At 43.4% G+C, this 13,423-nt stretch carries 13 protein-coding genes, 15 tRNA genes and 1 rRNA gene; 6 read left to right on the forward strand and 23 right to left on the reverse strand.

The window, feature by feature from the left end; genetic code table 11:
• Positions 1–55 precede the first annotated feature (55 nt).
• The 6 genes from E0485_RS16080 to liaF form a co-directional block, all read right to left on the reverse strand.
• Positions 56–1,642 carry a peptide chain release factor 3 gene (locus tag E0485_RS16080; protein ID WP_132419086.1) on the reverse strand — a complete coding sequence of 529 codons (1,587 nt, stop codon included), beginning with the start codon at positions 1,640–1,642 and terminating at the stop codon, positions 56–58.
• 58 nt (positions 1,643–1,700) lie between these two features.
• Entirely contained in the window at positions 1,701–2,333 is a 633-nt protein-coding gene (locus tag E0485_RS16085; protein ID WP_132419087.1) for a cyclase family protein, read from the reverse strand.
• Between the two features lie 30 nt (positions 2,334–2,363).
• Positions 2,364–3,860, reverse strand: coding sequence for a glucose-6-phosphate dehydrogenase (gene zwf, locus E0485_RS16090; protein ID WP_132419088.1), 1,497 nt, complete (start codon positions 3,858–3,860; stop codon positions 2,364–2,366).
• 310 nt (positions 3,861–4,170) lie between these two features.
• Positions 4,171–4,821 (reverse strand): response regulator, encoded by a 651-nt coding sequence (locus tag E0485_RS16095; RefSeq protein WP_132419089.1) that lies wholly within the window; start codon positions 4,819–4,821, stop codon positions 4,171–4,173.
• On the reverse strand, positions 4,787–5,884 hold the full coding sequence (locus E0485_RS16100) for a sensor histidine kinase (protein WP_132419090.1): 1,098 nt from the start codon (positions 5,882–5,884) through the stop codon (positions 4,787–4,789). Before E0485_RS16100 ends, E0485_RS16095 begins: the two co-directional genes overlap by 35 nt.
• A gap of 47 nt (positions 5,885–5,931) precedes the next feature.
• On the reverse strand, positions 5,932–6,606 hold the full coding sequence (gene liaF, locus E0485_RS16105) for a cell wall-active antibiotics response protein LiaF (protein WP_165921206.1): 675 nt from the start codon (positions 6,604–6,606) through the stop codon (positions 5,932–5,934).
• Positions 6,607–6,928: 322 nt separating this feature from the next.
• Here liaF and E0485_RS25540 point away from each other — a divergent pair, with 322 nt between their 5' ends.
• From E0485_RS25540 to E0485_RS16125, 5 genes are all read left to right on the forward strand, one after another.
• The gene (locus E0485_RS25540; protein WP_132419092.1) at positions 6,929–7,021 is read left to right on the forward strand and encodes a sporulation protein YjcZ; all 93 of its coding nucleotides are present in this window, start codon (positions 6,929–6,931) and stop codon (positions 7,019–7,021) included.
• A 31-nt stretch (positions 7,022–7,052) separates the two neighbouring features.
• Positions 7,053–7,157: a YjcZ family sporulation protein gene (locus E0485_RS25950; protein ID WP_407944855.1), complete on the forward strand. Its 105-nt coding sequence runs from the start codon at positions 7,053–7,055 to the stop codon at positions 7,155–7,157.
• A 215-nt stretch (positions 7,158–7,372) separates the two neighbouring features.
• Positions 7,373–8,017: a helix-turn-helix transcriptional regulator gene (locus tag E0485_RS16115; RefSeq protein WP_328591321.1), complete on the forward strand. Its 645-nt coding sequence runs from the start codon at positions 7,373–7,375 to the stop codon at positions 8,015–8,017.
• A gap of 138 nt (positions 8,018–8,155) precedes the next feature.
• Entirely contained in the window at positions 8,156–8,764 is a 609-nt protein-coding gene (locus E0485_RS16120) for a superoxide dismutase (protein WP_132419093.1), read from the forward strand.
• 146 nt (positions 8,765–8,910) lie between these two features.
• A complete protein-coding gene (locus E0485_RS16125) occupies positions 8,911–9,120 on the forward strand; it encodes a DUF1450 domain-containing protein (protein ID WP_235857598.1) in 210 nt (69 codons plus the stop codon).
• On the opposite strand, the gene E0485_RS16130 is transcribed toward E0485_RS16125, so the two are convergent.
• Positions 9,074–10,528 (reverse strand): copper amine oxidase N-terminal domain-containing protein, encoded by a 1,455-nt coding sequence (locus E0485_RS16130; protein WP_165921207.1) that lies wholly within the window; start codon positions 10,526–10,528, stop codon positions 9,074–9,076. The two genes, E0485_RS16125 and E0485_RS16130, sit on opposite strands and share 47 nt — an antisense overlap.
• Positions 10,529–10,685: 157 nt before the next feature.
• Between E0485_RS16130 and E0485_RS16135 the strand changes: the two genes are divergently transcribed.
• Entirely contained in the window at positions 10,686–11,033 is a 348-nt protein-coding gene (locus E0485_RS16135; RefSeq protein ID WP_132419095.1) for a hypothetical protein, read from the forward strand.
• Positions 11,034–11,104: 71 nt separating this feature from the next.
• Here E0485_RS16135 and E0485_RS16140 read toward each other — a convergent pair.
• The 16 genes from E0485_RS16140 to E0485_RS16215 form a co-directional block, all read right to left on the reverse strand.
• Positions 11,105–11,184, reverse strand: a tRNA-Leu gene (locus E0485_RS16140).
• 21 nt (positions 11,185–11,205) lie between these two features.
• Positions 11,206–11,294: transfer RNA gene (locus tag E0485_RS16145), tRNA-Leu, on the reverse strand.
• An 11-nt stretch (positions 11,295–11,305) separates the two neighbouring features.
• Positions 11,306–11,379, reverse strand: a tRNA-Cys gene (locus tag E0485_RS16150).
• Between the two features lie 10 nt (positions 11,380–11,389).
• A tRNA-Gly gene (locus E0485_RS16155) sits at positions 11,390–11,464 on the reverse strand.
• 6 nt (positions 11,465–11,470) lie between these two features.
• A tRNA-Gln gene (locus tag E0485_RS16160) sits at positions 11,471–11,542 on the reverse strand.
• A gap of 13 nt (positions 11,543–11,555) precedes the next feature.
• Positions 11,556–11,631 (reverse strand) — tRNA-His (locus E0485_RS16165).
• A gap of 26 nt (positions 11,632–11,657) precedes the next feature.
• Positions 11,658–11,731, reverse strand: a tRNA-Trp gene (locus E0485_RS16170).
• A 4-nt stretch (positions 11,732–11,735) separates the two neighbouring features.
• Positions 11,736–11,820 (reverse strand) — tRNA-Tyr (locus E0485_RS16175).
• A 21-nt stretch (positions 11,821–11,841) separates the two neighbouring features.
• Positions 11,842–11,917: transfer RNA gene (locus E0485_RS16180), tRNA-Phe, on the reverse strand.
• Between the two features lie 20 nt (positions 11,918–11,937).
• A tRNA-Asp gene (locus tag E0485_RS16185) sits at positions 11,938–12,014 on the reverse strand.
• 41 nt (positions 12,015–12,055) lie between these two features.
• Positions 12,056–12,129: transfer RNA gene (locus E0485_RS16190), tRNA-Met, on the reverse strand.
• Between the two features lie 13 nt (positions 12,130–12,142).
• Positions 12,143–12,218, reverse strand: a tRNA-Val gene (locus tag E0485_RS16195).
• 17 nt (positions 12,219–12,235) lie between these two features.
• Positions 12,236–12,310: transfer RNA gene (locus E0485_RS16200), tRNA-Glu, on the reverse strand.
• A gap of 36 nt (positions 12,311–12,346) precedes the next feature.
• Positions 12,347–12,439 (reverse strand) — tRNA-Ser (locus E0485_RS16205).
• A 3-nt stretch (positions 12,440–12,442) separates the two neighbouring features.
• Positions 12,443–12,518, reverse strand: a tRNA-Asn gene (locus E0485_RS16210).
• Positions 12,519–12,664: 146 nt separating this feature from the next.
• A 23S ribosomal RNA gene (locus E0485_RS16215) occupies positions 12,665–13,423 on the reverse strand; the annotation flags it as partial.

Here is a 13,423-nt window from a genome sequence, read left to right on the forward strand (position 1 = left end):
TCATATACAAAAGCAGTGCCCCCTTAAGGAGCACTGCTTCACAAGCACCATCATCCTATGGCGCATTCGTTAGAAATTCAAGATCACTATTACGTTCCAGTGCTGAGCGAAGTGCATATTCACTCTCGAATAAGGCGACATAATTGCCTTTCTTATCCTTAACAAGCTGTGAATTAATACGGAATTTGCCTGGATCAATATTCTTGCCGACAACCCATCGAGCGAATTGGTAGTTCAGTCGCTGCAGCATAATATCTACACCATATTCACCCTTCATTCGATGTTCAAATACTTCAAATTGCAGTTGTCCTACAACACCTAGAATCGTCTCTTCGAACACACTCGCAGAATGGAATACTTGAATCGTACCCTCTTCTGTCAGCTGATCGATCCCCTTCTGATATTGCTTATGCTTCAAAGCGTTCTTAACCGTTACCTTACAGAATAATTCAGGTGAGAAGGTTGGCAATTCATCATATTGAAAGCTTCCGCCCTGTACGAGCGTATCCCCAATACGGAAAATGCCTGGGTCAAACAAACCGATAATATCTCCTGCATACGCCTCATCGACAATATCGCGATCCTGAGCCAAGAATTGCTGCGGCTGCGCCAGCTTAATATCCTTACCTGCTCTTACATGCTTAACTGACATGCCACGTTCGAACTTACCTGATACGATACGTAAGAAAGCAAGACGATCACGATGAGCTGGATTCATGTTCGCTTGAATCTTGAACACATAACCAGAGAATTTCGGCTCAGTTGCTTCCACTTCTCCTTCCGTGCTCTTCCGAAATTGTGGACTTGGAGCTAACTGCAAGAAGTTCTCAAGGAACGTCTGCACACCGAAATTATTAATTGCCGAACCGAAGAATACAGGCGTTAATTCACCAGCTAACACCTTATCCATCTCAAAAGGGTCACCCGCTACATCTAGCAGCTGCAAATCTTGACAAAGCTCATCATGCAAATGCTCGCCAGCCATTTCGCGAATACGAGGATCTTCATATCCTGCAACAGGCTGAACCGTAATTTCACGATGCTCATCATTATGATACAGCTCAACGCGAGATTTCGTACGATCGTATACGCCGCATAGTGCTTTCCCCATACCAATTGGCCAGTTCATCGGATAGGAACGGATTCCAAGCACGTTCTCCAGCTCCTCCAACAAGTCAAAAGGGTTCTGGCCTTCACGGTCAAGCTTATTAATAAACGTAAAAATCGGGATTCCTCTCATCCGACAAACCTGGAATAGCTTAATTGTCTGAGCCTCGACACCCTTCGCTACGTCAATCAACATGACTGCCGCATCTGCTGCAGTTAGCGTACGATAAGTATCCTCGGAAAAGTCCTGGTGACCAGGCGTATCCAGGATGTTGACTTTATGTCCCTTATAATCAAACTGCATAACGGAAGAAGTAACCGAGATACCACGCTGCTTCTCAATCTCCATCCAGTCGGATGTAGCAAATTTGGCTGCTTTACGACCTTTGACTGTACCCGCTAAGCGTATAGCGCCCCCGAATAAAAGCAGCTTTTCCGTTAAAGTCGTTTTACCGGCATCGGGGTGAGAGATAATCGCGAAAGTACGTCGTTTAGCTACTTCCTCATTTAATTTTCTTTGTTCTTGTTCATTCATTTAGGCTAAAACCCCTTCTATATTAACTGCTCACATGTAGGATGATAAGCGTCAAAAGCTATTTCATCAAAAAAGCACGTGCAGGAGCAGCATCGATGCCCGTAAGTTTAAGCGGTGCAACAACGAGTGTATAAGTCCCCGCTGGAACATCTTTCAGACGTAACCCCTCTACAATATGAACTCGATTGCGAAGTAGTGAACGATGTGTAGGATATTCAGGCTGTGCACGCTCAATTCCAAGCCCATCAGTGCCCACGCCTTGTACACCACGCTCAATGCAATACTGCGCTCCACTATCTGCTAAGTAAACAAAGTCAAAATCGAACTCCTCAGACAAGGAGTTGCGAGTTTTGAATACGACCCATTCACCCTTTTGCAAATCAAGTGATTCTAAATGTTCCCGTTCAATCGCTTCTTTAACATGCGTTAAATCAACTACTCGAGCTATACCGATAAGTTCTTCCAGCGGAATAGCCTCAATCGTCTCGCCGCCTTCAATCATATGCAGCGCCGCATCAAGATGTGTCCCGCAGTGTACGTCCATTGCAACACGAGTCTCATGGACCTTGGCGTTAGAGAAATTAGCCATGTTAATTAACTCTGGCTTCTTCTCTTCTTTATTCTTATAAACCTGCATACCCGGTTCAATTGTCATAGATATATCGTAAATTTGACTAAAACTGCTGATCATACGAGTATCGCTCCCTTTCTGATCCGTAACTTATCTTTGTGTTGCTTGTCCAAAAATTGGCCACCACTTAAAGCCGTTTTTAGCCAGAATCTCATTCGCACGTTCTGGTCCCCAGCTGCCTGCAGCATAGAATTCTGGATCCTCTTCAGCATTTCTCCATGCTTGTGCAATACGATCGACATATTCCCAAGCATGAGCAACTTCATCCCAGCGGGTAAAGTAAGTAGAGTCACCGCGAGCAGCATCATATAGCAGGCGCTCATACGCTTCAGGCGTATTAAAGCCCACTTCACTGCTATGGCTAAAATCAAGTGCAATTGGCGTAATACCCCCAGAAGCACCTTGATCCTTGGCATTCATTTTGAAGTATATACCTTCTTCTGGATGCACGCGGAATACAAGCAGGTTCGGTTCCAGCTTCTGTTTCTCAGCTAAATAAACGCCATCTGGTATGTTTTTGAATTCAACAACAACTTCAGTTGTTTTGGATGGCAATCTCTTACCTGTACGAATGTAGAACGGAACTCCAGCCCAGCGGAAATTATCAACGAATACACGAGCCATGAAATAAGTCTCTGTATGCGAATCTGGATTTACTTTATCTTCATCACGGTAAGCTGGCAGCATTTTGCCATTCACTTCACCTTGTACATATTGGCCGCGTACTACGTCCTCTTTTACCGCTTCATCTGATTCAAAAGCACGAAGTGAACGAAGAACCTTCACCTTCTCATCCCGAATATCTTCTGGATGCATACGGCTAGGCGGTTCCATTGCCATCATGGCGATCATTTGCAGCATATGGTTTTGTCCCATATCGCGCAAAGCTCCAGCATGGTCATAGTAGCCGCCGCGTTCTTCAACGCCAACTGTCTCACTTAAAGTAATCTGGATATTCGCGATATGCTTGTTATTCCACAAAGGCTCAATAAAGGAGTTAGCAAAACGGAATACGCCAATATTCTGAACCATTTCTTTGCCCAAATAATGATCGATTCGGTAAATATCGGACTCTTCAAATACTTGACGTAGCTGTCCATTGAGCTTCTGTGCAGTCGGTAAATCGTAACCGAACGGCTTCTCGATTACAAGACGATGCCAGCCTGTAGTTTGAAGCAGACCACCTTCACGCAGGTTGAACGATACATCGCCAAATAACTCAGGTGCAAGCGCCAAATAGAACAGCCTGTTACCATTCGTATCAAACTTACGATCCAGTTCATTCACAAGACCATTAAGCTGACGGAAGCCCTCCACATTATGTATATCAAGTGACATATATTGGAAATGCTCAGCGAATTTATTCCATTCCCCATTCTCAGCAGCATCATGTCTTGCGAACTCAACAATTGCTTCACGTACATCGCTGCGGAACTCATCATTCGATCTTGGTCGACGAGCCAAACCAACTACAGCAAAATTCTCTCCAAGTTTACCTTCTCTGTACATACTGTAGATCGCGGGAAATAGCTTTCTCTTCGCTAAATCACCAGTCGCTCCAAATATCAGAAAAACTGCTCCTATCATCTATACATCATTCTTTCTATGTGAATTTTGTTATGTTAAGCATACCGAAATTATTTCATGTATTCAACTCTTTCTCCAAAGAGCACTACACAATAACCCAATATCTGACACAATCATGTCATGAACGAATCACAAGGTCTTACCTCTGACAAGCAGATTAATATCTACTCGTTAAGGCAAGACCTTATTCTTGCACAGCCTCTATGAACGATATTTTTTAATCATCTGCCACATGAACCATAGACAACCGATCACAACTGCAATGATTAGGATAATATTTGATAACTCCATTACTTTGACTCCTTTATCATCACTCAACTAAACCTTGCTTAAGGGCATAAATTGCCGCTTGTGTACGATCTTCCACACCCAGCTTGGCTAGAACATTCGTTACATGGAATTTCACTGTCTTGATCCCAATAAACAAAGCATCTGCTACCTCTTGATTAGACTTACCACCAGCGATCAGTCGTAATACTTCCATTTCACGTTCTGTCAAATCCTCGTGAGGAGCGGCCTTAGGCTTAGGCTGACGGAAGCGATTCATCAGCTTGGATGCAACTTGCGATTCCAGAATGGATTGCCCCTTAGAGGCAGCACGAATCGCCCCTGTAATTTCCCCTGCTCTTGAAGTTTTCAATAAGTACGAAATAGCTCCCGCTTCAAGTACTGGATACATTTTCTCATCGTCCAAATAACTTGTCAGCACAATCACCTTGCAATCAGGCCGTAATTGAAGCAGCTTCCTCGTCGCCTCAATTCCATCTATGCCGCCTTCCATTACCAAATCCATCAGCACGACATCTGGCTCATATTCTTGAGCTAACCGGATACCTTCCTCTCCAGAGCTAGCTTCACCTACAACCTCAATATCATCCTCAGTTCCAAGAACAGCGGCAAGACCGATTCTTACCATCTCATGGTCGTCAACTAGAAGTACTTTGATGACTGATTCCTCCATCTGATACTCCTCCTTCTACTAGAATAGGTACTCGTATATCAATACGGGTTCCTTGATTTGGTGCAGCTACAAGTGATAAAGATCCACCAATTTCACTGACTCGTTCCTGCATTGTCGCAAGACCATATGAAGATTGCTTCTTATCCTGCATGTCAAATCCAACACCATTATCTCGTATATATAGTCTAACACCTTCTTGACTATGTAGATGTTTTAATTTGAGCTCCAATTTCGTTGCCTTGGAATGACGAAGCGCATTCGATAATGCCTCTTGAACGATCCGGAATAGATGATCCTCAATTCCCTTCGGAAGAGCAACTCCATCATCCATTTCCCATTCGATCTCAATTGGCACTTTGGCACGCAGCTCTTGCAGTAGATCTCCAACTGCTTGAGACAATCGTTTACCTTCTAGATGGACAGGTCGCAGATGCATTAGCAGCGCTCTCATCTCAGATTGTGCTACAGAGGCCATCTCTTCAATAAGAAATATTTGACGCTTCGCCTTATCAAAATCTTTATCCATAATTCGCCCAACAGCAGTTGCTGTCATCGAGATCGCAAATAATTGCTGGGATACCGCGTCATGCAGTTCGCGTGCAAGCCGTTGACGCTCTTCTACAATGGCAGAGAATCTCGCTTTATCGGCTAACTCTGCATTATGATTGGATAGTCGTTGTAAAGACGTCACCTGCTCTTCCCATTTTTTGATAATCCGCTCTAACTGGTCACCTAAACGGCCAATCTCATCTTCTCCCAAATTCATTTGGCTGCGAACAAAGCTACCCTTCTCTAATAGCTGCATTCTTGCCATAATCGGATCAAGTCGCTTCTTTATTCGTGCGCTTGTCCAATATCCATATATACTGCCTAACACCAGCACTAGCACCACGGCTAAAATAACCAGTATTAAGATGCGATCCCAAGTATCTACTTTAAATAAAAGACCAAAATATTGTAAGCCATAGATCATTAAACAAACGAATATCGAACTGAAGACGATGCCTTCGCCCATGCTGCGCCACATCATATTCGTCAGCTTCGTATTATTGTTGCTTTGCATGAGCCGTAAACCTCCTACGAGTAGTCTTCATCCTATATGGCATATCGTTAATTTAGAATTTTGATATCAATATCTCCTACGATAAAGGAAATAATTAGTTTCACACGATTCGAGCTCGTAGCATAGTTGGATGATTGCCAATTTACCTTGCTCATCATGCCATGCTCATTGTGATTCACAGCATCTATTGGCCCTATGGCCAAAGAGGCATCAATCCACACGCCTATTTCTTCAGGTATCGTAATATCGATATCACCTATCACGCCTTGTACAAGGATTGTAGTTTCCTCCTGAACGAATATGGCTGTCGTTAGATCAAGATTGACTTCTCCAAATACAAACCATACCGAGCTGTCTTGCAGCGGCCAAGGCTCATGTCCCCACTTGATGCTATCAATGATCGAATGCTTCTTCTGTACGGATGGATTCCGATTATCAACCTTTCGCGACTGAAAATAAAAATAACCGCCAATGATAAGCACAATCGCTAACAATATGGATACATCACGCAGTAACACAAAGATTACACCAATGCCAATCAATATATAGCCCTTGCGTTTATGATCCACTCGCATCTGATAAATCCCAAGCGCAATCAGTAAAATGGCAATCACAAGGTATAGACCGATTATATGTTCAATTAAGAGATATACACCTGTTCCAATAAGTAAATAGGCAGTATTGCGATTACGATTGTAATTATTGCGTGTCCCTTCCCCCATGTTGCCACCTCCGATCCTTCTCATTTTATATAGCTTATTCTATTGTAGCCGATTACACCAAAACTCGATACAGTCTAAGGGCTACAAGTCCCCCCTACTTTAGTCGAGGGAAACATAAATGGCAGTATATCATCAATAAGGTGGTTTTGTAACCACTTTATTCACATCTTCTCTAATATTCCGAAATTCCATATGGATCACTCCCTATTCAGTATCATTTATAGATGTTTGCCACTTCGTATGATAACCGGGTCAATTGTCCAATCAATGAATACCTCTACATCATAAACTACTACATATCATCGGAAAGGAGGATGTCACTATGGGTGGTGTCGGATTCACTTCAACTGGTGCCATACTGGTACTTTTCATTTTGCTAGTTATAATTCTTCGTTCCGGGTTATTTGTAATTTAAATAGCATATCACTGTATAAGGAGGAATTCATATGTCATGTGGTGAAGTAGCTGGTGTAAGATGTGGTTGGGGTACTACAGAAATTCTTGTACTCTTTATCCTTCTTGTAATCATTCTTTCGGCGTTCTGCATCTAGCACCCAAGAATTGTCCATTGATATGACAACTATGATCAGCCCCAGTACCATTAGGTCTGGGGTTATATACATTTACATACTTGAACATTATCCCATACTTATTTCAGATATGCGATTATTTTTTACTTCTTTTTTATACATTTTAGTATATTAATTTACTTATCTTTAAGAATCAGTTAAACTATCGATAAAACCAGAATTCACTAGGTGGTGAAATGATGAATCCGAATGAAAACACGTCTACACGTAAGAATGTTCTTCTTTTCTTAAAAATAAAAGGTCCTCAAAGCACCAAAGAACTTGCAGCACATCTAGAAATTACTGAAATGGCCGTTCGTAGACATTTGCAATCACTTGAACTAGACGGCTTGGTCGAATCCCGAATGATTAGACAGCCTATGGGGCGCCCGTTATATCAATTTAATTTAACTGAACTGGCAGATGATGTTTTTACCAAAAACTATCACACGCTTACACTAGACCTGCTGCAGGAATTAGCAGATGAAGTGGATGAAGAGCTAGTTGAGCGATTATTTAAACGTCGCAATGATAAACTTATTCATAAATATCAGTCGAGTCTAGAAGGCAAAAGCCTACATGACAAAGTTGCCGCTCTTACCGAAATTCAAAAAAAGAATGGCTATATGGCAGACTGGGAGCAGACAACGGATGGGGATTATCTCATTAAAGAACATAACTGTCCCATTGCGCAGGTTGCCAATGAATATAGCTACGCTTGTCAATGTGAGCTGAACTTATTCCAAACCTTATTAAATACTGAGGTAGAACGCACGGAATGTCTAGCCAAGAACGGCAACAAATGCGCCTATTTAATCAAAAAAGAGCATATTCTTACTTAAAGCAGCAAGCTTATAGAGCTGGCTGCTTTTTTACAGGTATAGAACTTCACATACTTTATATACAACAATGTTGATTTAATGATGAAAATGAGTAATAATAAGAATTGTAGTTACATATTCCTAGGAGGGATTTATACGATGGCACATCAATTACCAGCATTACCATATGCGAATAACGCTTTGGAACCACATATCGACGAAACTACGATGATGATTCACCATGATCGTCACCACAATGCTTATGTTACTAACCTCAATGCAGCACTTGAAGGACATGCAGATTTACAAGCTAAATCCATTGAAGATCTAATTGCAGATCTGAATGCAGTTCCTGAGTCAATCCGTACAGCAGTGCGCAATAACGGTGGCGGACATGCGAACCACTCCCTATTCTGGGAAGTAATTGGACCTAACGCTGGCGGCGAGCCAACTGGTGCACTTGCAGAAGCAATCAACAATGAGCTAGGCGGATTCGCTAAGTTCAAAGAAGATTTTGCTAAAGCAGCTGCTACACGTTTCGGATCTGGCTGGGCATGGCTAAGCGTGAAGGATGGCAAATTAGTTGTATCCTCCACTCCAAACCAAGACAGCCCAATCATGGAAGGCGTTACGCCTATTCTTGGTTTAGACGTATGGGAGCATGCTTACTACCTTAACTACCAAAACAAACGCCCTGACTACATTGCAGCTTTCTGGAACGTTGTGAACTGGACTGAAGTTGGCAAGCGTTACGAAGCAGCTAAGTAAGCTGTAGATATACAGAAGAATATCGATTAAGCATTCTATAAAACTCAAGTAGGGTTACGAATTTATTCGTAACCCTTCAACTTTCCCACCAAAGGCAGGTGTTCACCATCGGAATCGTAGTCGTAGAAGTATGTGATAGTAATCTAATGAGTCAGGTCGATCTAGAAGAGCTAGAGAACGAATATCCGGGTGTGGCTGTCCTCCGTACTTATTGCCTCAGCTTCTGCCGCATTTGTAAAGCGAGACCCTATGTCATTGTCAACGGCAAACAAATCTATGCCAAGACTGTAGAAGAATGCATGCAGCTCGTTAAGGCCACAATTGAGTCGGAATTGCAGACTTTTGACGCGCTCTGAACTTCTCCTTGATTTGAATATAATCCACTTGTGGATATTGCGTATTCAGGAACAATTTAACCGCTTGATCCCACATCTCCTCCCACTCCGGAAGGATGTTCACATGCTCCGCGCGAATAATATTCTTCTTCAGAAGATCACTCGTATTAAACGTCAGCCAATTATCCCATCTTTTGATCCGAATACCATCTATATCAACTGGTTCCGTCTTGGCTAGTTCGTACTGCTGGGCAGTCATTGAAAACTCGTAAATTGGTGTGTATACTCGCTGGAATCTCCATGTTCTAGGGCCGTCTCCACTAGCAACGAAGAGTCCATCCGCTTTTTTATCTAGCTCCTCTGCATCTACCCATTCTTTTGTAATTCGTTTCGTATTCTGATTCATCAATCGTACCCATTCGTTTGTAACTTGATCATTCAGCTTCTTAAGCTGTTCTTCTATTTTCGCATATAACTGCTCTTCTTGTTCCATTCTTGCTTGTTCATCAAATATTTGGTCAAAATCAAGTGGTGATATGTTAGTAATCTTTACTTGCCGTGCTTGCTCTTGTCTCTCAAACACATCATAATACCTCGGTAGATTATTCTCATCCGCTTTCCGATTGAACCATTCATCAAAATACTTGCCAAATACCTCATCATGTTCATCTAACTGCTTATTAATTGCCTTTGAATCACCTAACTTTTCCATCACAGTAGCAAAATCCAATGAATCAGAAAAATACTCATACATCTTTTGTCTAGTCAGTTTAAAACTTTTGCCGTTGTATGTAATTTTTATCGTTTCATTCAGATTGGCTGGCTTTAAATCCTCATAAGTAAATTGAATGCTCTTATTCGTACCATTGACCTCTTCTTTCACAAATAAATTATACTTGGATTCTAAAGCATGTCCTTTAAGAAGCTTCCAAGAACTATATTTACCTGTACCTGGAACAGTATATAATCCTAAACTAACGGTAGAAGTGTTTGCATTCCACGCAACTTCGATACCAAAGCTTTCTGCGATGTATCTGAGCGGCACATAAGTCACATTATCATAAGCCCGAGGCGCCACATCAAGTGTTGTACTCGATTTTGTAAATGGACTTGGTGCATCAAAATGATTATCCGCTACATATGTGTTCGCAATTAGATTATTCAGATATAGTTCATTCTGTACATTGCCCTTAACAAGCGTGATCTTCTGTGTCTGCTCATCCCAAAATACATCTGCACCAAGGGCTTCTGATACTGACCTTAATGGGACTAATATCCTTCCGTTAATCTCCATTGGCTTATTTGAAAAATTAACTTTCTCCCCAAATACTAAAATGTTAATCTTGTCAGCTGCCTTAACTTGAGAATTGAATAAAGAGAACATGCAGACCACGGCCAGAAGACTTAACATTAGTTTGATCTTCTTCATACGTATAAACAACCTCCTAAGCATTATAATCTTATCTAACCATTCTACTTAACCCCATAATATTCCTTTATACGACAAAAAAGTTGTTAAGTTTTCTTATGGTAAAAAAATTGGCTTCAGGAAACATTATAGATATCACACAATCCTGGAGGTATGCATGCTTTACTTATACAGTCTTGCTTTGTTATTCGTGGGGTTAACAGCTATCAATCTGATTTTTTCTTATCAAAGCAAACATATAGATCCTCAATTTTGGACTACTTTTCTCTTTCAACTCACAATGATCCCCATTTTTTTCGTAGCAAATATGTGCATTGGCTATGGAGTCAAATTCGGCTCAAAAGCAACACATAATCTAGCCTATGTATTGGTTTTTTCCAAGTGTCTGGAGATTCTGATCGCGCTATGGATGGGATATTGGTTTCTAAAAGAGGTTCCTTCGTGGAAAACGTGGATCGGTCTTGGCTTTATCGCAGTCGGTGTGGTGCTTGTAAAGCAAAAATAACCATTATAAAATGCAAAAAGGACTTGCTCATTATAAGCAAATCCTTATGCTACACGCATGTGTTTCCATTATGCCGGTGAAGGGACTCGAACCCCCACGGTTTCCCTCACGATTTTGAGTCGCGCGCGTCTGCCAATTCCGCCACACCGGCTTATTCAGGATAAAGATTACATGGTGCCGAAGACCAGACTTGAACTGGTACGATAGTCACCTACCGCAGGATTTTAAGTCCTGTGCGTCTGCCGATTCCGCCACTCCGGCTCGAAAGATTGTGGAGGCGCCACCCAGACTCGAACTGGGGGTAAAGCTTTTGCAGAGCTCTGCCTTACCACTTGGCTATGGCGCCATAAAATAATTGGAGCGGAAGACGGGAATCGAACCCGCGACCCTCGCCTTGGCAAGGCGATGCTCTACCGCTGAGCCACTTCCGCATAAAACTGGGGATATAGGATTTGAACCTATGCATGACGGAGTCAAAGTCCGTTGCCTTACCGCTTGGCTAATCCCCATTAAAGATAATAATGGGGCGGTCGAGGGGAATTGAACCCCCGAATGTCGGATCCACAAACCGATGCGTTAACCACTTCGCCACGACCGCCATATTCAAATGTCCTACAGTTTTACTGGCAGGGGCAGCAGGAATTGAACCCACACCAAAGGTTTTGGAGACCTTTGTTCTACCTTTAAACTATGCCCCTATAATGGTGGAGGCTGATGGATTCGAACCACCGAACTCGAAGAGAGCAGATTTACAGTCTGCCGTGTTTAGCCACTTCACTAAGCCTCCACGTTCACTGTTAAGAGTGAATGGTGGCTCGGGACGGAATCGAACCGCCGACACGAGGATTTTCAGTCCTCTGCTCTACCGACTGAGCTACCGAGCCATACTACTATTATATTATAATGGCGGAGCCGACGGGATTCGAACCCGCGGTCTCCTGCGTGACAGGCAGGCATGTTAGGCCTCTACACCACGGCTCCACACTTTTTTCTAGAAACAAATTAGCTTCAAGAAAATTTAATTGCGGGGGCAGGATTTGAACCTGCGGCCTTCGGGTTATGAGCCCGACGAGCTACCGGGCTGCTCCACCCCGCGTCGTAATCTATAATGGTGGAGGCTAACGGGATCGAACCGCTGACCCTCTGCTTGTAAGGCAGATGCTCTCCCAGCTGAGCTAAGCCTCCGTACCATGTAAACTTTATGGTGACCCGTAGGGGATTCGAACCCCTGTTACCTCCGTGAAAGGGAGGTGTCTTAACCCCTTGACCAACGGGCCTTATTTGTTTTGCAATAATGTATATTATTGAAATAGTGGCGGAGAGAAAGGGATTCGAACCCTTGAGACGCTTGTGGCGCCTACACGATTTCCAATCGTGCTCCTTCGACCAGACTCGGACACCTCTCCATATGGCTCCCCGAACAGGACTCGAACCTGTGACAACTCGATTAACAGTCGAGTGCTCTACCAACTGAGCTATCAGGGAATACTTTATACATTATACAGGGTTTGTTCCCTGAAAACTAGTAGCAAAACGAAGGTAATTGTTTACAAATGCATCCTTATGCATATTATGCTTACATAGTAGCTTTCTTCTCGCAGTTTCTTACGAAACTACTGCCAGAAAGCTTGTAGGTTAAGCCCTCGACCTATTAGTACTTGTCAGCTCCACACATTGCTGCGCTTCCACCTCAAGCCTATCAACCTCGTCGTCTACAAGGGGTCTTACTAATTGGGAAATCTCATCTTGAGGGGGGCTTCGCGCTTAGATGCTTTCAGCGCTTATCCCTTCCGTACATAGCTACCCAGCGGTGCTCCTGGCGGAACAACTGGTACACCAGCGGTACGTCCATCCCGGTCCTCTCGTACTAAGGACAGCTCCTCTCAAATTTCCTACGCCCACGACAGATAGGGACCGAACTGTCTCACGACGTTCTGAACCCAGCTCGCGTACCGCTTTAATGGGCGAACAGCCCAACCCTTGGGACCTACTTCAGCCCCAGGATGCGATGAGCCGACATCGAGGTGCCAAACCTCCCCGTCGATGTGGACTCTTGGGGGAGATAAGCCTGTTATCCCCAGGGTAGCTTTTATCCGTTGAGCGATGGCCCTTCCATGCGGTACCACCGGATCACTAAGCCCGACTTTCGTCCCTGCTCGACTTGTTGGTCTCGCAGTCAAGCTCCCTTATGCCTTTGCACTCTTCGAATGATTTCCAACCATTCTGAGGGAACCTTGGGACGCCTCCGTTACTCTTTAGGAGGCGACCGCCCCAGTCAAACTGCCCACCTGACACGGTCCTCCTACCAGCTAATGGTAGAGAGTTAGAACTCCAATACGATCAGGGTGGTATCCCAACGTCGCCTCCACACAAGCTGGCGCTCATGCTTC

It is taken from the genome of Paenibacillus albiflavus (genome assembly GCF_004344915.1).
GTDB classification, from domain to species: domain Bacteria; phylum Bacillota; class Bacilli; order Paenibacillales; family NBRC-103111; genus Paenibacillus_AM; species Paenibacillus_AM albiflavus.